A 19,422-nucleotide genomic window follows, 5' to 3' on the forward strand; every position below is an offset into this window, starting at 1 on the left:
GACGGATTCGCCCTTATTGACTACGGCCGTAAACGGTGCGACCACAGATGTAGTTGCAGGAGAGTCGAGTCGTGGCCGAACGGATCAGCGATGCCGAACATGCGGTGATGGAGGTGTTGTGGGACGAAAGTCCGCTCACCGCGCAGGACGTGGCGGAGCGGGTCGACCCCGACCGCGGCTGGAGCGCCAATACCGTCAAGACCTTGCTCGGCCGGCTCCTCGCGAAGAACGCCATCACCCATGAGGAGGATGGCCGGCGCTATCTCTATCGCCCGGCGGTCCAGCGCGGCGATTATGTCGCGGGCGAATCGCGCCGGCTGATCGACCGGCTGTTCGGCGGCAAGCTGACCCCGCTGGTCGCGCATCTCGCGGAACGCGATGAGCTTTCCGCGCAGGATATCGCGGAAATCGAAACCCTCCTCAAGGCGCTGAAACAATGAGCGCGCTCGGAGGCTCGGCAGGCGTCTCGTGGATGGTCGAGGCGCTCGCCGCCTCCGCGCTTCTCATCGCCTTGGTGCTGCTCGTGCGCGGACCCGTGCGCCGCAGCTTCGGCGCGCCGGTCGCCTATGCGCTCTGGTCGCTCCCGCTGCTGCGCCTGGTGTTGCCGCCCTTGCCGGAAAGCGTTCGCGAACAGGTGGCCGCCCCCATTTCAACGACGTTAGCCGCTCCGCTTGGCGAGGTCGGCCAGCAGGTGACGGTGTTGATCGTCCCTGCCGCCGGCGACGCTGCCGCGCCCTCGTTCCTTACGCTCGGTTCTTCCCTTGCCGTGCTGTGGGGGCTGGGCGCGGCGGCGTTCATCGGCTGGCACCTGCTTGCCTATCACCGCTTCCGCCGGCGTCTGCTGGCGCGGGCGAGCACGGTTGACCGGATCGATGGCGTGACGATCGTCGAAAGCGCGGCGGCGACCGGCCCGCTGGCGTTCGGCGTGCTGCGCCGCTTCGTTGCCTTCCCGCGCGATTTCACCGCCCGCTACGATGCCGACGAACGCCGCCTCGCGCTGGCGCATGAGCTGGGTCACCATGCCCGCGGTGACCTTGTCGCCAATTGGCTCGCGCTGGCCGTGCTGGCGCTGCACTGGTTCAACCCGCTTGCCTGGTACGCCTTCCGCGCGTTTCGCGCCGATCAGGAGATGGCCAATGACGCGCGCGTGCTGGCGCGGCTCGGCAGCGACGCGCGCCATGCCTATGCCTGTGCGATCGTGAAGGCGGCGCATGGCGGCGCAATCGCGGCGGCCTGCCACCTCCACACCGCTGACGATCTCAAGGGCCGTCTGCGGATGCTGGGCACGATGCGCATCTCGCGCACGCGCACGCTCGTCGGTCTCGCCGCGGTATTCGCCACCGGTGCCGGCGCGCTCGGCCTCACTGCCTCAGGGACGCGCGCGGCGGAACGGGTGCGCGCCAGCGTCGAAACCGCGGCCGAGGCCGCGCTGCCGGCCATTGCGCCGGCGCCCGCACCGACGGCGCACGACGTGCGCGTCGTGGTCGAGCGTGACGGCGAGCGCCGCGTGCTGGAGGGAGAGGCTGCAGAGGCCTGGATCGCCGCCAACCCGGTGCCCGAGCCTCCGGAGCCCCCGCTCGCGCCGGAGCCGTCGTCGGACGAAAGCCCGCTGGCCGCCGCCGCCACGCCCCCCGCTCCGCCGGCGCCGGCCGCAGCGCCGATCCCCCCGGACCCGCCTGCCGTTCCGCGTTGGACCAGGGACGGCCACGTCTCCGTCACCGTTCCGACTGTCCGCTCAGCCGCCTGCGCCGGTGACGTGATCGAGCCGACCGTCGTCCATGATACCGAGGCCGGTCGTCCGCGCGTGACCATCTGCACCGACCGGATCGAACGGCGTAGCGCCCGGGCGCGGGCCGAGGCGCAGCATCGGGCCGAGGCCGCCTTGCAAGAGGCCGAAATTGCCCGGAAAGCGGCCATGGCAAGCGCCCGCGAGGCCATGCATGCCGCGCGCGCGGCCGTCCGTGCCAACGGTCATCTGACACTCGCGGAGCGCGACCACGCCCTTCACGCGCTCGATCGCGAAACATCCCGGATGGATGACGCGGCGCATCATTGATCCGCAGCGCTGATCGCGCCGCCCTTGCCTTCACCTGACGAACCGGCCATCTGCGGTCTCATGGAGGCACCGCCAACCGGTATTCCGATCGTGCTAGAGCCGCTCGTCACGCGCGTGCTCGCGCCGAACGCCTCGGCCTACACCTACACGGGTACCCAGACGCACGTCGTCGGGACGACCGATCTCGCGATCATCGATCCCGGCCCTGCCGATGAGGCGCATCACGCCGCGCTGCTCGCGGTGGTGGCGGGTCGCCCGGTGCGTGCGATCGTCATCACCCACCACCATCGGGATCACAGCCCCGGCGCCCCCCGGCTCGCCGCCGAACTGGACGCGCCGGTCGTCGGCGCTGCGCCCTTCGCGCTGGAGGATGACGGACCCCGCTCCGACGCCTCGTTCGACCATGATTACGCGCCGGATCGCGTGCTGGCGGAGGGCGATACGGTCGCCGGCGATGGCTGGACGCTGGAAGCGATCGCGACGCCGGGCCACACGTCCAACCACCTTGCCTTTGCCCTTCGCGAGACAAAGGCGCTGTTTTCCGGCGATCATGTGATGGGCTGGGCGACCAGCGTCGTCTCGCCCCCCGATGGCGACATGACGCAATATATGGCCAGCCTCGAGAAGCTGATCGGCCGCGACGACCGCATCTATTACCCCGGCCATGGTGAGGCGATCGAGCGGCCGCAACGCCTGGTGCGCGGCCTGCTGGGGCACCGCAAACAGCGCGAAGGGCAGATCCTGCGCCTGCTGCGCGCCGGCACCGTCGATATCCCGGCGATGGTGGAAAAGATGTACGTCGGCGTCGACCCCCGGCTCTATCCGGCGGCCGAACGCTCGGTCCTCGCGCACCTCATCGATCTGGAGCGGCGCGCGCTGGTGCGCAGCCACGGCGGCCGCTGGGAAAGTGTGGATGCGGCCTGACGGGCGATCGATTGCGATCGCCGCGGTGGGGCTTGCCATCGCCTTCGCGATCGTCGTCGCGACGATTGCCAGCTACCGCTGGTGGGACGATCGCCACGTCGTCGCGACCGATGACAGCGGCCTGGCGGTCGCGCGGGTTGTCGCGGCGACCCTTCATACCAGTGCGGACCTGCGCGTCAGTCGCCTCACCGGCACGGTTCAGGCAACCGGGGCGACCAGCCGACTGTGGGGCTGGCTCAGCTCGACACGCGTGGTGAAAGCGCCGTTCGAGGTCGATTATTTCGTCAATCTGCGCCGCCTCGCGCCGCGTGACTTTCGCTATGACGAACGCAGCGGGACGCTGACCGTCGAGGTGCCGGACGTCAGCGCCGGCAAGCCGAACATCGACCATGCGCGCGTGACGCTGGATCAGACCAGCGGGGTCTATGTGTCGCGCGAAGCGATGGCAGACCTGCAGCGCAAGGTCGCAGCCACGGCGGCGACAGCGGTCGCGGACCGGGCGAACGATCCGGAGAACATCGCCAAGGCGCAGGAGAATGCGCGCACCGCTATATCCCGGCTGTTCGGCGGCGCCCTTTCCGCCGCCGGCCTACCGGTAAGCGTCAACGTGCGCTTCGCCGGGGAGCCCGTGCCCAGGAATGGCGAGCAGTGGGACATGAGCCGCAGCCTTCAGGAAGTGCTGGCGAACGCGCAATAGTCGCTGCCCGGCCTTCAGGCGAACACCATGCTATCTTGATCGAATTGGCCAGCCGGGCCATCTGCGTCGGCATGGAACAGCCGCAGAACCTGAAGGGCGTCGACATCCGCGCCGAGATCGAACGCCTCCGCAAGGAGCGCAATGCGGTGATCCTCGCGCATTATTATCAAAAGCCCGAGATTCAGGACATCGCCGACTTTGTCGGGGACAGCCTCGATCTGTCGCGCAAGGCGCAGGCGACCGATGCAGACGTGATCGCCTTTTGCGGTGTGCGTTTCATGGCCGAGACGGCGAAAATCCTCTCGCCGCAGAAGACCGTGATCCTGCCCGACATGGATGCCGGCTGCTCGCTCGAGGACAGCTGCCCGCCCGAGCAATTCGCCGCGTTCCGCGCGCAGCACCCCGATGCGATCGCGCTCACCTACATCAACTGCTCGGCCGCGGTGAAGGCGCTGTCCGACGTGATCGTCACCTCGTCTTCGGCGGAAAAGATCCTCTCGCAGATCCCCAAGGACCAGAAGATCATCTTCGGTCCCGATCGGAACCTCGGCGGCTATCTCGCGCGCAAGACCGGGCGTGACCTCATCCTGTGGCCCGGCGTGTGCATCGTGCACGAGGCGTTCAGCGAGACCGAGCTCCTGAAGCTGAAGGCGCAGCATCCCGGCGCGCCCATCGCGGCGCACCCGGAGTGCCCAGCCGTCATTCTCGACCACGCCGATTACGTCGGCTCGACCCGCGGCATCCTCGAATATGCCATGGCAATGCCGGGCGACACGCTGATCGTCGCGACCGAGCCGCACATCATCCACCAGATGGAAAAGGCGCTGTCGGGCAAGACCTTCATCGGTGCGCCGGGCGCCGACGGCAACTGCAACTGTAACATCTGCCCGTACATGGCGCTCAACACGATGGAGAAGCTCTACGTCGCGCTGCGCGATCTGGAGCCGCGGATCGAGATGGACGAGGACCTGCGCGTCAAGGCGAAGAAGAGCCTGGACGCGATGCTGGCCATGGCGAGCGGCACCATCGGCCAGGGCGATCTGGGGCCGGCGAAGGTGACCGGCGACTGACCACCGGCGCTCTCTCCGCGGAGGGGGAGAGTGACGAGCGGCGCCGCCAGCGCGCCGCTCTCCGCGATCGGGTGTTACGCGGCGGCGCGAACCGCCTCGCACACGCGATCGACCACCGCTTCCACCTGCGCGGCATCCTCGCCTTCGGCCATGACGCGGATTACCGGCTCCGTCCCCGATGGCCGGATCACCAGCCGGCCGCTGTCGGCCAGTTCCGCCTCGGCCGCTGCGATCGTCTGCTTGACGCTGTCGACTTCCAGCGGCTTGCCGCCACGGGCATAGCGCACGTTCTTCAGCAGCTGCGGCAGCGGCTCGAACCGATGCAGCACCTCGCTCGCCGGGGCGCCCGCGCGCTTCACTTCGGCCAGTATCTGCAGCGCGGCGACCAGACCGTCGCCGGTCGTGCCATAATCCGACAGGATGATGTGCCCGGACTGCTCGCCGCCGACGTTGAAACCGCGCGCGCGCATCGCCTCCAGCACATACCGGTCGCCAACGGACGTGCGGACGAGGCCAAGGCCCTGCGCCGCCAGATGCCGCTCCAACCCCAGGTTGGACATGATGGTCGCGACCAGCCCGCCACCGGCCAGCTCACCACGACGGGCAAAGCTGGTAGCGATCGTCGCCATCAATTGGTCGCCGTCGACGACACGGCCATGTTCGTCGACTACGATCAGCCGGTCGGCATCACCGTCAAGCGCGATGCCAATGGCGGCGCCGCTTGCCACGACCGTCTCGGACAGCGTCTGCGGCGCGGTCGAGCCGACGCGGTGATTGATGTTCTTGCCGTTCGGCGCGACGCCGATCGCCACCACTTCCGCGCCAAGCTCCCACAAGGCGGATGGCGCGACCTGATAGGCCGCGCCATTGGCGCAATCGATCACCACCTTCAGCCCGTCGAGCCGCAGGTCCGCCGGGAAGGTCGATTTCGCGAAGTGAATGTAGCGGCCACGCGCGTCCTCGACGCGGCGGGCGCGGCCGATATCGCCCGCGGGCGCCAGCGCGATGTCGCCGTCGATCAGCGCCTCGATCGCCATCTCGGCCTCGTCTGACAATTTGTAGCCGTCCGGGCCGAACAGCTTGATGCCATTGTCGTCGAAGGGATTGTGGCTGGCCGAGATCATCACGCCCAGGTCAGCGCGCATCGACTGGGTAAGCATCGCCACGGCAGGGGTCGGCAACGGGCCGAGCAGCACAACATCCATGCCCACGGAGGTGAAGCCCGCGACCAGCGCGTTCTCGAGCATATAGCCCGACAGTCGCGTGTCCTTGCCGATCACCACGCGGTGACGATGATCGCCGCGCAGGAAGTGGGCGCCGGCCGCCATGCCGACCTTCATCGCCATTTGCGCCGTCATCGGCGACAGGTTGGTCAGTCCACGAATACCGTCCGTGCCGAAATATTTGCGTGCCACACGCGATCTCCACCCTTTTGGCGTCCCCCCGCGCGTCGATCGGCGCGTTGTCAGGACAGGCTTGCTCCCGCCACCTTGGTGCCGCAGAACCATAACTTTCTTGGCTCTTGCCGCGTGGTGGGCTGAGGGACAAGTCCAAGGTGACGAACAGTTCGAAAGGCGTGATGTCCCAATCTACTCGCATTCTCCTGGCGCTGATCGCCGGGCTGCTCGTCGGGATCGTACTGGCCGCTTACGCTCCGGAATCGGTGGATCCGGTGATCTCGGTCGCGCAGCCGGTGGGCCAGGCGTGGCTCAACGCCCTGCAGATGACCATCGTCCCGCTGGTCTTCTCGCTGCTGGTCACCGGCGTCGCCGCGACGGCCAAGGCGGCACAGGCCGGGCGGCTCGCGGGGCGCGCGGTCGCGCTGTACGTCACCGTCATGGTCGCCTCCGCGCTGTCGGCCGCCTTTCTGACGCCCCTGTTCCTGGGACTGGTGCCGCTGCCCACCGAATCCGCCGCCGCACTGCGCGCTGCCCTCACCGGGGTCGGGCCTAATCCGCCGGTGCCGCCACTTGGGGAATTCCTGTCGGGCATCATCCCCAACAACATCATCAAGACCACCGCTGACAGCAACTTCCTGTCGATGATCATCTTCGCGCTGATCTTTGCGTTCGCGCTGATGCGGATCGACGTCGAGCTGCGCGAACTGCTGGTGCGGGTGTTTACCGCGGTGCGTGACACGATGCTGGTGGTCATCGGCTGGGTGCTGTGGGTCGGTCCGCTTGGCGTCTTCGCGCTCGCGCTGGTGGTCGGCGCCCGCGCGGGCAGCGGCGCCTTCCACGCGTTGGTCCATTATATCCTGATCGTCGTTGCGGTCGGCCTGGTGGTAACGTTGTGCGCCTATCCGATGGCGATGTTCGGTGGACGCGTGTCGCTGGCGCGCTTCTCGCGCGCTGCGCTGCCGAGCCAAGCGGTAGCCGTATCGACGCAGTCGTCGCTCGCCTCCTTGCCCGCCATGCTCGCCGGTGCGCAGTCGCTGGGGACGCATGTCACGACCGCAGGCGTCACCTTGCCGCTCGCCGTTGCCCTGCTGCGGGCGACCGGGCCCGCGATGAACTTCGCGGTAGCGATCTATATCGCGCATTGGTTCGGCGTACCGTTGTCGCTCGGCACGCTGGCGGTCGGCACGCTGGTGGCGGCGCTGATGTCGCTTGGCGCAGTCAGCCTGCCGGGCACAGTCAGTTACGTCAGCTCGGTCGCGCCGGTCTGCGCCGCGATCGGTGCGCCCACTGCCCCGCTGGGGCTGCTGGTGGCGGTGGAGACACTGCCGGATATCATGCGCACGCTCGGCAACGTCATGTGGGATCTGGCGACCACCCTGACGCTGGCGCGCGGCGAGCAGATGCCGGGGGATGAGGCGGACACGCTTGTCGAGCACATGATCGACTGAGCGAGCCGTCGCTCGCACCGGCGCGCCTGCGATCAGCGGCGCAGCGCCCAGCGCACCACATTGCTCACGCCCCGCGCTCCGAAGCGGATGGCCGGGCGGCCGATCGCGCTGGGCGCGCGACCGTGCATCGCCGCCGCCCAGGGGGGCAGTAGCTCGATCGCCGCCGGCGCGACGATCGCCAGCGCACTGGTCGTCAGCGCATCGGGGCCGCTCGCCAGCAAGGCATCCGCCACCTCGCGGCTGCGCGCGTCGCAGCGTAACGCCGGGCGCAAACGGCGATAATAGGATTCCACCGCCCGCCGCGATGTCGGCACGTCGCGCGCGCCCAGCCGCTCGGCGACGATGGCGGTCTCGGCAAGGTAGCGATCCTGCTCGGTCCCGGTTAGCGCGGGATCGCGATAGCGTAGATACGCGCGAAGGAAGCTGTCGACCTCCGCCACATGGACCCAGGTGAGCAGTTCCGGGTCATTGGCGTCATAGGGGGTGCCGTCCGGCAGCGTACCCGACACCCGATCATGGATCGCGCGAACGTGGTCGATCGCGCGCGTCGCCGCCGCGCTACTGCCAAAGGTGGTCAGCGAGATGAATTGCGCGGTGCGGCGCAGGCGGCCCAGCCGGTCCCGACGGAAGTCGCTGTGGTCCCAGACGCCGGCCAGCGCCAGCGGATGCAGCATCTGCAGCAGCAGCGCGGATACGCCGCCGATCATCATGGCGGAAAAATCGCCGTGGATGCGCCACGCCATCGATCCCGGCCCGAACAGCCCGGGATCGCCGGGCGGGCGGGTCAGGTCGATCGATCCGGAGCCGACGAGCGCACGAATGCGCCCGCCGATCGCATCACGCATGCCGGGCAGCGGCGCTGCCCCGGCCATGCGCCCTTACTCCTCGCTCGCCGCCGGCGCGGCTGCCTTGCGGCCGCGCTTTGCCGTGCCGCCTTCGTTGCCGCCACGGGTCATGCCCGGCTTGCGGCCGAGGCCGATCTTCTTGGCCATGGCGCGGCGCGCTTCCGAATAGTTTTCGGCAACCATCGGATAGTCGGGCTTCAGGCCATAACGCTGGCGGTATTCCGCCGGCGTGAGGCCGTGACCGGCAAGATGGCGACGCAGCGTCTTGTACGGCTTGCCGTCGATCATCGAAATGATGTGATCCTTGGAAGCAAGCGACTTACGCACCGAAACCGCCGGCGTGTATTCGCCGACGGGTTCCTCATCGGTCGCGATCTGCGTGTTGGTCGACAGCTGATTCACCGCTTCGTGCATCTTGTGCAGAAATCCCGGCACCTCATCGCTGGATGCACGCGTATTGGGATTCGACAGCCAAGCGATGGTCAGCTCGGTGGCGAGCTCAACCGCGTTGATGTCGGCGGAATCTTCGGTCATTTTTACACTCCTTACTTTTTTGTTGCCTAAGCGCGCCATCTGTGCGGGTCAACAAAATCGTGGGTCGAAAATACCGCTTTTCTTGAAGTGGTATCGCGTTCTAAATTTTTAGTCGCAGCTTTGTTGTTAGGGAAAACCACAGTTAACTACATTCATCCTGAGTTAAGCCTTTGCGAGTAATGGTTGTTACCCCTCGCCGACTGCGCTCTTGGATCGTATTGATCGGCAATGGTGCGAATTCCTGCTTCTGCCGTATCGCCAGCCGTCGCCTTTCTGGTCGCGGCTCTCGGCATTGCCCTGTTCTCGGTCATGGACGCGCTAATGAAGGGGCTGGTGCTGGCGATCGGCGTCTACAACACCATGCTGTGGCGATCGCTTGGTAATATTGCGCTGGGCGTCGCCGCCTGGGGGGTGGCCGGCGTACGGCGGCCAAGTCGCCGGGCCATGCTGCTTCATCTTTCGCGCGGGACGATCACTTGCGCGATGGGGCTGCTGTTCTTCTGGGGATTGGCGCGCGTGCCGATGGCGCAGGCGATTGCGCTCTCCTACATCGCGCCCATTCTGGCGCTGATCCTCGCGGCATGGTGGCTGGGGGAACGGGTGTCGATCCGGACGATCGGTGCCGTCGTCGCCGCCAGCCTTGGTATTGCCACCATCTTCGCCGGTCAGGCACGCACGGCTTTGGGCCCGGAGGCGTTCCAGGGTGCGATGGCCGTCCTGACATCGGCGATCCTCTATGCCGTGAACCTGATCCTGACGCGGCTGCAGTCGCTTGCCGCACGGCCGGCGGAGACTGCCTTTGTCCAATCGGTGGTCATCTTCCTCATCCTGCTCTGCGCCGCCCCCTGGCTCGCGGTGCTGCCGCCCGCGTCGACGCTCCTGCCGCTCATCGGCGCGGCGTTGCTTGCCTTTGCGTCGATGATGCTCCTGTCCTGGGCCTATGCGCATGGCGAGGCGGGCTATCTGGCGATGACGGAATATACGTCCTTCGTTTATGCCGCGGTGCTGGGCTTCCTGGTCTTTGGGGAGCGGGTGTCGCCTTATACCCTCTTCGGCGCGGCGGTGATCGTCGTCGCCTGCGTGATCGCCGCGCGCAGGCGTGACATTGCCGCGCAAACGATCGATCAGGCGGCATGACCATCACCATCCGGCCGGCCGTTCCCGCCGACATTCCCACCATCCTGCGTTTCGTGCGCGAGCTTGCCGCCTATGAACGCGAACCCGACGCGGTCGAGGCGACCGAGGCGATGTTCCAGGAGGCGTTGTTCGGCCCCTCGCCAGCGGCCGAGGTGCTGCTCGCGGCGCAGGGCGGCCTCAGCATCGGTTTCGCGCTGTTCTTCCACACCTTTTCGACATGGACCGGGCGTCGCGGCCTGTGGCTGGAGGATCTCTACGTCACGCCGGAGGCGCGTGGATCGGGGGCAGGCGGTGCATTGCTTCAGGCGCTGGCGCAGATCGCGCTCGATCGCGGCTGCCCGCGGCTGGAATGGACGGTGCTCGACTGGAACACCCCCGCGCTCGACTTCTACCGCGCGAAAGGCGCCCTGCCGCAGGACGAATGGACCACGCAGCGCGTCACGGGGGAGGCGCTGCGCCGCCTGGCGGGTCAGGCCGCCTGAACATGACAATGGGCGCCGCCCGTCCAGGGGTGGCGCCCGTCATCACTCTACCGGCTGAGGGTGATCAGCGACCCGGAACGTCGTGGTCGTGCGGCTCTTCGCCCTGCTTCTTGGCCTCGTTGTAGCGCTCGATCGCCTCGACGGTAATCTGCCGCGCTTCCTCGGCGCCGCCCCACTTGCCGATGCGGACCCACTTCTTCTTCTCCAGGTCCTTATAGTGGGTGAAGAAATGCTCGATCTGCTCGAACACGATCTCGGGCAGATCGTCCTTCTCGCCGACCTTGGAATAATAAGGGAAGGTCTGATCCACCGGCACGCACACCAGCTTCTCGTCGCCGCCGGCCTCGTCCTCGAGGTTCAGCACTGCGATCGGCCGTGCGCGCACGACGCAGCCCGGGATGAACGGCGAGCGCGACACCACCAGCGCGTCGAGCGGATCGCCGTCGGGCGACAGCGTGTGCGGCACGAAGCCGTAATTCGCCGGATAGCGCATCGGCGTGTGCAGGATGCGATCGACGAACAGCGCGCCGCTGGCCTTGTCGAACTCATATTTCACCGGCTCGCCACCGGTCGGCACTTCGATGATGACGTTCAGGCTGTGCGGCGGGTTGTCGCCCGTCGGCACCATGTCGATGCGCATGCTGTAAGTCCCTTGTCCTTGAATGTGTCTGGTTGCCGCCCCGCGGGTCAGCGCGGTGCGAGCAGCCGATCGAGACCGGTCTCTCCCGCACCGGTCTTTTCCAGCCGCGGGTAGCGCAGCCCGCCGCGCCAGTCGAGCGCCACCTGACGGTAGGTATCGCCGTTCTTGACCCACAATTGTACCGGCTGCTGGTTGTCCTTGGCCGCGGTGATCGCTGCCTTCAGCCGGTCGTCGGAATAGCTCTGGCCGTTGACCGACACGATCGTGGTGCCGATCGTCAGCCCGGCGTCGAATGCAGGCGATCCCCAGGTGACGCCGGTGACGTCGCCGCCCTGGCCGACCACGAACCCGCCGGAATAGGTCAGGTCGGTGTGCTTGCGGGTCTTTTCGTTGGCACGGAACGACGCCGTCGGCTCGGCCGCATAGACCAGCCGGTAACCGTTGCGCTCGAACCCGGACAGGGGCGCGCCCTTGGCATTTTCAGTCAGCCGCTGCGTCAGCAGCCCGCGCCAGTCGTGCGGCTGGATCTTGTCCAGCGTCGCGACGACATCGTCGAACGTATAGGTCAGCACGCCCCAGTCGCCGTCCCGCACGCCGAAAAACGCCTTGGCGAAATCGTCGATCGATTTCTTGCCGCCCGACAACTGGCGCAGCATCGAATCGACCTCGAGCCAGACCAGCAGGCCCTCGTTGTAATAATCCTCGCTGCGCTGCCAGCTCGACCAGCCCTTGGGCCGACGGGCGGAGATCACCGGATCGTTGGTGGTGTCGATCAGGGGGCGCCACTGCCGCGCAGGCTGGCTGTCATACAGCGCCGCAATCGCCGCCAACTGGTCCAGCGTATCCTGCTTCGAGACGAGACCCGAACGCGCCTGGAGGACATAGCCCCAGAATTGCGTCTGCCCTTCGTACACCCACAACAGCGAATTGCGCGTCGGCATCCGGAAATCGGGCGTCCACGAATCCGCGCCGCGCCGGAACTTGCCGTTCCAGCTGTGGGTGAACTCGTGCGGCAACAGGTTGCGCCGGCCGGGCCCGTCATTCCACTTGGTGAAATAGCCCGGCGTCACGCCATTCTCGCTCGACCGGTGATGTTCCAGCCCGATGCTGCCGAGGTTGTCGGTGATCGACAGCAGGAATGTGTAATTGTCGTAATGCTGCGCGCCGAATGTTTTCACCGCCTGATCGACCAGTCGCTTGTGCGCGTCGATCTGCGCCGGCGTGGCGGCAAGCTCGCCCGGCGTGTCGGCATAAACCGCCAGCTTCACCCGGTTGCTGAGCGGCCATGTCTTGCCATAGCGCCCCGCAAGGATCGGCGAATCGACCAGCGTGTCATAGTCGGTCGTCTGGTAGACATAGGTCGAACCGTTCACCTTTGCCGGCACCGCGCCGGCCGCGGTCCAGCCTTCCGGATAGGTGACCGTCATCTGGATCGGGATCTGCCGGGTGAAATAGCCGGCCGGATAGAGGCTCACCGAATTGGGCTGAAGGCTCAGCATGTCCGGCGTCATCACCACGCGGCCCTGATCGGGCTTGGTGGCGGAAATGAACTGGAAGCTCGCCTCGATCGTCTTGGTGCCCTGCGGCACGTCGAGGTGGAAGGCGAAGACATCGACCGTGTCGCGCGTCCACGGAATGACCTTGCCATCGGCCTTGAACACCAGCCCTGCCAGCTTCTCGATCTCGCCGCGCGGCCCGTGCTTGCCGGGCAGCCATGCCGGGTACAGCAGCACCGTCGGCCCGGCCTTTGCCACCGGGATCGTCTGCGTGACGCGAAAGATCCGGCGGCCGATGTCGGTCGCATCGACCTTCAGCGCGATCGTGCCGGGATAGGGCTGGTCGACCGGCGCCGGGATCGTGTCGACGATGGCGGCGGGCTGGGGAGTCGAGTTGCCGGCGGGAACCTGAGCGACAACGGCGGCAGTGGACGCGAGCAGCGCGCCCGCAATGACGATACGGAACATGGCTGACCCCGCTAGCGGCCAACGCCGCGAAGCTCAATTGCCCAGCATGTTGATCGTGAAGGCGACGACGCCCAGGTTGAAGATGAACGCCGCCAGCCCGTGGCCGATCACCACCCGGCGCATCGCGCGCGACTGGATCGCCACGTCGGCGGTCTGGAACGTCATGCCCAGCGTGAAGGCGAAATAGATGAAGTCCCAATAATCCGGTGCGTCGCCGGTCGGGAAATCCAGCCCCCTGGCGTCCTTTCCCCCATCCTGAGTGTAGAAGAGATGGGCATAGTGCAGGGCGTAAGCGATATTCGAGAACAGCCATGCCGCCGCCAGCGTGATGATGATCAGCACCCGGTCCTTGTCGACGCGCTCGGCGCTCAGTTCACTGGCCACCGTCACCAGGATTACGGCCATCACCAATGCCGTCAGGACAAGCAGGGCGGATCGGTTGGCGTCGTTGCGCTCGGCCGTCCGCCGCATGTCCGCGGTCTTGTCGTCGAGCAGCGGCCATAGCGAGACGAGGAAGACCACGCTCGCCGTGTCGAAACCGATCATCAGCGCGCGCCCGGGCGTGGTGCCGACAATCACCGCAATGCCGCAGGCGATGATCAGCAGGCCGACGAAGGCCAGGAAGCGCGCCGGAGCGATCCTGTTGCCGACCCGCCACTCGCTGCGTGCCCTTGTCATGCGTCAGGTGCTAGCGCGCCGCGCAACGCGCGCCTAGATGCGGCCGTGATGGCCCGTATCCAGACTCCCAATCGCGTGCGCGGCACGCAGGACATTTTCGGCAGCGACCAGCGCCGCTTCGCGCAGGTGCTCGACACCTTCGATCGCGTGCGCAAGCTCTATTGCTTCCAGCGTGTCGAGATCCCGATGTTCGAGGCGACCGAGGTGTTCGCCCGCTCGATCGGCGAGACGACCGATGTCGTGTCGAAGGAAATGTACACCTTCCCCGATCGCGGCGGCGATTCGTTGACGCTGCGGCCGGAATTCACCGCCGGCATCGCGCGCGCTTATCTGACCGAGGGCTGGCAGCAGTTTGCGCCCCTGAAGGTCGCGACCTCTGGCGCAGTGTTTCGCTACGAGCGCCCGCAGAAGGGACGCTATCGCCAGTTCCACCAGATCGATGCCGAGATCCTCGGCGCGCCTGAACCCGCGGCGGACGTCGAATTGCTGACGCTTGCCGATCAGCTGCTGCACGAACTCGGCATCGCCGATGGCGTGACGCTTCAGCTCAACACGCTGGGCGACGCCGAAACGCGCGACGCCTGGCGCGCGGCGTTGGTGGCGCATTTCGAGGCGCATCGCGGCGACCTGTCTGAGGACAGCCTGACCCGGCTCGACAAGAATCCGATGCGCATCCTCGATTCGAAGGATCCACGCGATCGCCCGATCGCCGATGCCGCGCTCGGGATCGATGATTTCCTGACCGAGGAGGCGCGCGCCTTCTTCGATGCGGTGACCGCCGGCCTCGATGCGGCGGGCGTGAAGTGGACCCGCAACGACCGGCTCGTCCGCGGCCTCGACTATTACCGCCACACCGCGTTCGAGTTCGTCACCGATCGCCTCGGCGCGCAGGGCACGGTGCTGGCCGGCGGGCGCTATGACGGCCTCGTCGAAAGCCTGGGTGGCCAGCCGACCGCTGGTGTCGGCTGGGCAGCTGGCGTCGAGCGGCTGGCGATGCTGCTGGAGGAGCCGGAATTCGCCGGTCCGGTCAACGTGATTGCGGAAAGCACGGGCCTTGAGCTTCTGGCGACAGCGGCGGTCGCCGCGCTGCGCCGCGGCGGTGTCGCGGCGGAAGCGACGATCGAGGGCAGCCCGCGCAAGCGGTTCGACAAGGCGCTCAAGCGCAAGCCCTCGCAGACGATGAGCCTGTCGCTGCGTGACGGCGCGCTTCAGGTGTCCCAGCGCGGCTATGGCGCCGGGCAGGACGCGATCGACCAGGTGCGCGCCATCGTCGACCCGGTGATCGCGGCGCATAAATGACCGCCATCTCGCTGGATCGCATCCGCCAGATCGAGGCGCGGCGTGACGAACTCGCCGCGCTGATGTCGACTGGCGATTTGCCGGGCGACCGCTTCGTCGCGGTGTCGAAGGAATATGCCGAGCTGGAGCCCGTCGCGCAGGCGGCGGCCGAAGTACGTCGGCTGCGGCAGGAGGCCGAAAGCCTCGCGCACATGACCGGCGACGGTGACGCAGAGCTTCGCGCCATGGCCGAGGACGAACTGCGCGAGAACAAGGTCGCGCTCGAGGCGGCCGATCGAAAGCTCGCGCTGGCGCTGCTGCCGCGCGACGCGGCGGACGAACGCTCGGCCATGCTCGAAGTGCGCGCCGGCACCGGCGGCGACGAAGCTGCGCTGTTCGCCGGCGACCTGTTCCGCATGTACCAGCGTTATGCCGAGAGCCAGGGCTGGCGCGTCGAGCTGATCTCCGCCTCGGAAAGCGATGCCGGCGGCTACAAGGAAGTGGTCGCCTCCGTCACCGGCACCGGCGTGTTCGCGAAGCTCAAGTTCGAAAGCGGCGTCCACCGCGTGCAGCGCGTGCCCGTCACCGAAAGCGGCGGGCGGATCCATACCTCGGCGGCCACGGTCGCGGTGCTGCCGGAGGCGGAGGACGTCGACGTGCAGATCGACGACAAGGATCTGCGCATCGACATCTATCGCTCGTCCGGCCCTGGCGGCCAGTCGGTCAACACGACCGATTCCGCGGTGCGCATCGTCCACATCCCCACGGGCTTGACAGTGATTCAGCAGGACGAGAAGTCGCAGCACAAGAACAAGGCCAAGGCGCTGAAGGTGCTGCGCACGCGCCTCTACGAGATGGAGCGTGAGCGGCTTCACGCGGAGCGCGCCGGCGCGCGCAAGTCGATGGTCGGCAGCGGCGACCGGTCGGAGCGGATCCGCACCTACAATTTCCCGCAAGGGCGCGTGACCGATCACCGCATCAACCTGACGCTGCATCGCCTGCCCGAAATCCTCGCCGGCGACATGGACGAGCTGATCGGCGCCTTGATCGCGGAGGATGAGGCGGAGCGGCTGGCCACGCTCGATGGCTGAGGCGCGCGCCGCGCTCAATGCCGCGGCGGCGCGCTTCGGCTTCTCCGAAACGCCGCGGCTCGATGCCGAGCTGCTGCTCGCCCACGCGCTTGGTATCACCCGCGAACGCCTGTTGCTGACCCTCGGCGATCAGCCGGTCCCCCCCGGTTTCGCCGATCTGGTGGAGCGCCGCGCCGCGCATGAGCCCATCGCCTATATCACCGGCACGCGTGCCTTCTGGACGATCGACCTCGCCGTCGCTCCCGGCGTCCTCATCCCCCGTCCTGACAGCGAGACGCTGATCGAGGCCGCGGTGGACTTTTTCGCCGGCACATCGGGACCCGGCACGATCCTCGACCTGGGGACAGGCTCCGGCGCGTTGCTGCTCGCCGCGCTGGACCAGTGGCCGGCTGCGACCGGGGTCGGCATCGATGCGTCGCCGGCCGCGCTCGACATTGCGGCGGCCAATGCAGCCCGGATTGCGCCCGGCCGCGCCACGATCCTGGCCGGCGACTGGCACGGTACCGGCCAGCAATTCGACCTGGTTCTGTGCAACCCGCCTTATATCGCGCGTGATGCCGCCCTCCCGGTCGAGGTTGCCGGGCACGAACCCGCCTCCGCGCTCTATGCGGGCGCCGACGGGCTCACGGATTATGCGCGGATCGCGCCGTTGCTCCGGCGTCAGATCGCGCCGGGCGGCGTCGCCTGTGTGGAGATCGGCGCGGATCAGCGTCACTCCGCCGGTGCGTTGTTCACGGCGGAGGGACTTCACGTCACATTTCGGCAGGACTTGGCGGGACGTGACCGTTGCCTTGTTATCACGCCTTGAAACGACACGGCCGGTTCACAATATTTCTCTTTGAGATAGCCCGCTCAGCAGCTATGGCGAGCGCAGGGGCACGCAAATCAACATTGTCTGTTGAATTGGGCGGATCGCCCACCCTTCGTCATCAGCCGCTGCAGTCCGGCGGCCATGGCAGGCCTTGAAGGTGCGGCGTTACCCGCCGCTTCCGCCCGGGCCGGGGAATGTTGCACCGAATATCCCGGGAGCAAGGCCGTTTTTGGTTTGAGGACGAGGACAGTATTTTGATCAACAATCGTCAGAACGGCCGTCGTCGCGGCCGCGGTGGACAGCGCCCGCAAGGTGGCGGGAACCAGGGTTCGCGCGATAACGGCAATCGGATTGACAGTCGCGCGCGCGGCAACGCCAGCCAGTTGTACGAAAAGTACAAGAACATGGCGTCGGACGCGCAGCGCCAGGGCGATCGGGTAAACACCGAATATTACCTCCAGTTCGCTGACCATTATTTCCGCGTGCTCGCCGACCAGCGCGGCCGGTACGAGGATAATAACCGCGAACGCCGCCCGCAGAACGACTTCGACGGCGACGAGGAATATGGCGACGAGGGCGAGGCGATCCGGGCGGATGAGCAGGGTCGTGGCGGTCAGGACGACCGCGGTGACCGCAGTGCGCGCCAGCGTGATGATCGTCCCCGCGGCCAGCGCGATGACGATCGTGCCCGCATGCACCGCGACGACGAACAGCGCGCCGATGGTGAGCAGGGTGCGGTGCAGCGCTCCGACAATCGCCGATCGGATGGTGATCGCCAGCGCGAACGCCGCCCGCGGTATAATGGGCAGCGCGACGGCCAGCCGCGCGAGGAATTTGGCGGCGACGTCGCTTCTTCGGGCAATGATGCCGGCGCGCCGGATCGTGCACTGACCAGCGACGCCGAAGCGCCGACGAGCCAGCCGCCGGTGAGCCAGTCTTCGGTAGCGGGCGAGGGATCGGCCGATGCGACGCTGGCGCCCAAGCGTCGCGGTCGCCCGCGCAAGGTGGTGGCCGAGGACGGCGATCAGCTTGGCTTCGATGCCAGCGCGCTGCCGCCGGCAATCGGCGCTGAGGATTCGGCGGGGGATGCGGCGCCCAAGCCGCGGCGCCGTCGGACGATCGTGGCACCGGCGGAAGTCGACGCCTGACGCCAACCGATTGGCGATTGCTGATCAACCAGGGGCCGGTGACGCAAGGCGCGTCACTGGCCCTTCGTCATTTCTGACCTGTCATTTAGGGCCGGGTTGTTGATGATCGGATTCGCGGGAAACGCCGGGCACGTCAGGGGCGGCCCACATTCCCTGCATTGTCGCGTTCCTCGAAATCGCGCGTGTCGACCGCCTCGTCATGGCCGGTTCCCGACGACAGGAAGGTGAGACCCATCAGCGCGCCCGCCATCAGCACCGATCCCGTCACACCGCCTACGGTGGCAAGCGCCGCAATCCAATTAAGCTCGCCATAGGCGCGTCCGACCAGCCAGATCGCCAGGACCGATGCGATCACGCCGATGACGCCGCTCCAGCTCAACAGGCGGCGAAATCGTGCCCAGGCGAAACGGGCGTATTCAGGGTCATCAAGGCGGCTCATGCTTTCCATTTGCCGTGAAATGGCGCAGTCTTCCAGCATGAAGGCGCCCGCGATCGGCTCCTGAGCCGTCGCACGGGCCCTCTGACGATAAGGAGAGAGGCGTTGACGATCGCGGCAATCCTGAGCGGCAAGGGTCACGACATCGTGACGGTAACGGCTGGCGATTCGGTTCGCGACGCAGTGGCGCTGCTGGCCGACCGACGGATCGGCGCGGTGCCCGTGCTCGATCGCGGAGAGGTCGCCGGCGTATTTTCGGAACGCGATGTCATCTATTGCCTGAAGGAAGGCGACACGAGCGTGCTGGATCGCCCCGTGCGCGAGGTGATGACCGCACCCGCCGTCACCGTCTCGCCGCAGGATGCGGTGATGGGGGCGCTGTCATTGATGACGCGGCGCCGGATCCGCCACCTGCCGGTGATCGAGCAGGGGCGGATGGTCGGCATCGTCTCGATCGGTGATCTCGTCAAATACCGCATCGATCGTGTGGAGGCGGATGCCGCGGCGATGCGCGACTATATCCAGCAGGCCTAGCTGCGCGTCACACCCGGTTGCGCACCAGCGCGACTGTCTCGCGCACCAGCGGGCGTGCCACCACCAGCAGCATCGCGCCATAGGTCGCGGCGCCGACGCTCACCAGCATCAGCAGCCGCAGGACCGGCGGCCAGTCTACCGCGCGATCGACCAGCACGACAATGCCGGCCATCACCCCGGCGGACACCAGCGTCGGCGCGATCGCCTGCGCCATGTCGCGCACCCGCGCGCCGATCACCGGGAGGGCCA

At 67.1% G+C, this 19,422-nt stretch carries 21 protein-coding genes (1 of these 21 only partly in view); 13 read left to right on the forward strand and 8 right to left on the reverse strand.

The window, feature by feature from the left end:
* The first annotated feature begins 71 nt into the window (after nucleotides 1-71).
* The 5 genes from XM50_RS11550 to nadA all read left to right on the forward strand — a co-directional run bounded on the left by XM50_RS11550 (nucleotide 72) and on the right by nadA (nucleotide 4,747).
* Entirely contained in the window at nucleotides 72-440 is a 369-nt protein-coding gene (locus XM50_RS11550) for a BlaI/MecI/CopY family transcriptional regulator (RefSeq protein ID WP_046409571.1), read from the forward strand.
* Nucleotides 437-2,056, forward strand: coding sequence for a M56 family metallopeptidase (locus tag XM50_RS11555; protein WP_082103006.1), 1,620 nt, complete (start codon nucleotides 437-439; stop codon nucleotides 2,054-2,056). The genes XM50_RS11550 and XM50_RS11555 overlap by 4 nt, the downstream gene beginning before the upstream one ends.
* Nucleotides 2,057-2,116: 60 nt before the next feature.
* Nucleotides 2,117-2,980: an MBL fold metallo-hydrolase gene (locus XM50_RS11560; RefSeq protein WP_046409574.1), complete on the forward strand. Its 864-nt coding sequence runs from the start codon at nucleotides 2,117-2,119 to the stop codon at nucleotides 2,978-2,980.
* The gene (locus tag XM50_RS11565; protein ID WP_052742554.1) at nucleotides 2,970-3,677 is read left to right on the forward strand and encodes a DUF4230 domain-containing protein; all 708 of its coding nucleotides are present in this window, start codon (nucleotides 2,970-2,972) and stop codon (nucleotides 3,675-3,677) included. The genes XM50_RS11560 and XM50_RS11565 overlap by 11 nt, the downstream gene beginning before the upstream one ends.
* Before the next feature lie 71 nt (nucleotides 3,678-3,748).
* Complete coding sequence (nadA, locus tag XM50_RS11570; RefSeq protein ID WP_046409678.1) at nucleotides 3,749-4,747, forward strand: quinolinate synthase NadA; 999 nt, start codon at nucleotides 3,749-3,751, stop codon at nucleotides 4,745-4,747.
* Nucleotides 4,748-4,821: 74 nt separating this feature from the next.
* Here nadA and glmM read toward each other — a convergent pair whose 3' ends face one another.
* Nucleotides 4,822-6,162, reverse strand: coding sequence for a phosphoglucosamine mutase (glmM, locus tag XM50_RS11575; RefSeq protein WP_046409575.1), 1,341 nt, complete (start codon nucleotides 6,160-6,162; stop codon nucleotides 4,822-4,824).
* 164 nt (nucleotides 6,163-6,326) lie between these two features.
* Here glmM and XM50_RS11580 point away from each other — a divergent pair, with 164 nt between their 5' ends.
* The gene (locus XM50_RS11580) at nucleotides 6,327-7,595 is read left to right on the forward strand and encodes a dicarboxylate/amino acid:cation symporter (RefSeq protein WP_046409577.1); all 1,269 of its coding nucleotides are present in this window, start codon (nucleotides 6,327-6,329) and stop codon (nucleotides 7,593-7,595) included.
* A gap of 32 nt (nucleotides 7,596-7,627) precedes the next feature.
* Here XM50_RS11580 and XM50_RS11585 read toward each other — a convergent pair whose 3' ends face one another.
* A complete protein-coding gene (locus XM50_RS11585) occupies nucleotides 7,628-8,467 on the reverse strand; it encodes an oxygenase MpaB family protein (protein ID WP_082103008.1) in 840 nt (279 codons plus the stop codon).
* 6 nt (nucleotides 8,468-8,473) lie between these two features.
* Nucleotides 8,474-8,974: a MucR family transcriptional regulator gene (locus tag XM50_RS11590; protein WP_046409579.1), complete on the reverse strand. Its 501-nt coding sequence runs from the start codon at nucleotides 8,972-8,974 to the stop codon at nucleotides 8,474-8,476.
* A gap of 228 nt (nucleotides 8,975-9,202) precedes the next feature.
* Between XM50_RS11590 and XM50_RS11595 the strand changes: the two genes are divergently transcribed.
* Both XM50_RS11595 and XM50_RS11600 read left to right on the forward strand, forming a co-directional pair.
* A complete protein-coding gene (locus XM50_RS11595) occupies nucleotides 9,203-10,111 on the forward strand; it encodes a DMT family transporter (protein WP_046409581.1) in 909 nt (302 codons plus the stop codon).
* Entirely contained in the window at nucleotides 10,108-10,593 is a 486-nt protein-coding gene (locus XM50_RS11600) for a GNAT family N-acetyltransferase (RefSeq protein WP_046409583.1), read from the forward strand. The genes XM50_RS11595 and XM50_RS11600 overlap by 4 nt, the downstream gene beginning before the upstream one ends.
* A 64-nt stretch (nucleotides 10,594-10,657) precedes the next feature.
* Here the strand turns inward: XM50_RS11600 and ppa are convergent, their stop codons facing one another.
* The 3 genes from ppa to XM50_RS11615 are packed head-to-tail and all read right to left on the reverse strand — an operon-like array spanning nucleotide 10,658 to nucleotide 13,875.
* Entirely contained in the window at nucleotides 10,658-11,233 is a 576-nt protein-coding gene (ppa, locus tag XM50_RS11605) for an inorganic diphosphatase (RefSeq protein ID WP_046409585.1), read from the reverse strand.
* A 47-nt stretch (nucleotides 11,234-11,280) separates the two neighbouring features.
* On the reverse strand, nucleotides 11,281-13,197 hold the full coding sequence (locus tag XM50_RS11610) for a M61 family metallopeptidase (RefSeq protein ID WP_046409587.1): 1,917 nt from the start codon (nucleotides 13,195-13,197) through the stop codon (nucleotides 11,281-11,283).
* 33 nt (nucleotides 13,198-13,230) lie between these two features.
* On the reverse strand, nucleotides 13,231-13,875 hold the full coding sequence (locus XM50_RS11615; RefSeq protein WP_046409589.1) for a DUF1345 domain-containing protein: 645 nt from the start codon (nucleotides 13,873-13,875) through the stop codon (nucleotides 13,231-13,233).
* 48 nt (nucleotides 13,876-13,923) lie between these two features.
* Between XM50_RS11615 and hisS the strand changes: the two genes are divergently transcribed.
* From hisS to XM50_RS11635, 4 genes are all read left to right on the forward strand, one after another.
* Nucleotides 13,924-15,174 carry a histidine--tRNA ligase gene (hisS, locus tag XM50_RS11620; protein WP_046409590.1) on the forward strand — a complete coding sequence of 417 codons (1,251 nt, stop codon included), beginning with the start codon at nucleotides 13,924-13,926 and terminating at the stop codon, nucleotides 15,172-15,174.
* The gene (prfA, locus tag XM50_RS11625) at nucleotides 15,171-16,244 is read left to right on the forward strand and encodes a peptide chain release factor 1 (RefSeq protein ID WP_046409593.1); all 1,074 of its coding nucleotides are present in this window, start codon (nucleotides 15,171-15,173) and stop codon (nucleotides 16,242-16,244) included. The genes hisS and prfA overlap by 4 nt, the downstream gene beginning before the upstream one ends.
* A complete protein-coding gene (gene prmC, locus XM50_RS11630; protein ID WP_046409595.1) occupies nucleotides 16,237-17,052 on the forward strand; it encodes a peptide chain release factor N(5)-glutamine methyltransferase in 816 nt (271 codons plus the stop codon). Before prfA ends, prmC begins: the two co-directional genes overlap by 8 nt.
* 257 nt (nucleotides 17,053-17,309) lie before the next feature.
* Entirely contained in the window at nucleotides 17,310-18,203 is an 894-nt protein-coding gene (locus XM50_RS11635) for a DUF4167 domain-containing protein (protein WP_046409597.1), read from the forward strand.
* Nucleotides 18,204-18,336: 133 nt separating this feature from the next.
* Here XM50_RS11635 and XM50_RS11640 read toward each other — a convergent pair whose 3' ends face one another.
* Nucleotides 18,337-18,642, reverse strand: a complete 306-nt coding sequence (locus tag XM50_RS11640; RefSeq protein ID WP_231621953.1) for a hypothetical protein — start codon at nucleotides 18,640-18,642, stop codon at nucleotides 18,337-18,339.
* A gap of 102 nt (nucleotides 18,643-18,744) precedes the next feature.
* Between XM50_RS11640 and XM50_RS11645 the strand changes: the two genes are divergently transcribed.
* Entirely contained in the window at nucleotides 18,745-19,173 is a 429-nt protein-coding gene (locus XM50_RS11645) for a CBS domain-containing protein (protein ID WP_046409600.1), read from the forward strand.
* Between the two features lie 7 nt (nucleotides 19,174-19,180).
* Here XM50_RS11645 and XM50_RS11650 read toward each other — a convergent pair whose 3' ends face one another.
* Nucleotides 19,181-19,422, reverse strand: partial view of a lipopolysaccharide biosynthesis protein gene (locus XM50_RS11650; RefSeq protein WP_046409602.1) — the final stretch only. Its footprint extends 1,225 nt past the window's final position; 242 of the gene's 1,467 nt are visible here — the last part of the coding sequence; its start codon lies beyond the right edge, outside the window; the stop codon is at nucleotides 19,181-19,183.

It is taken from the genome of Sphingomonas sp. Ag1 (assembly GCF_000980895.1).
Classification (GTDB): domain Bacteria; phylum Pseudomonadota; class Alphaproteobacteria; order Sphingomonadales; family Sphingomonadaceae; genus Sphingomonas; species Sphingomonas panaciterrae.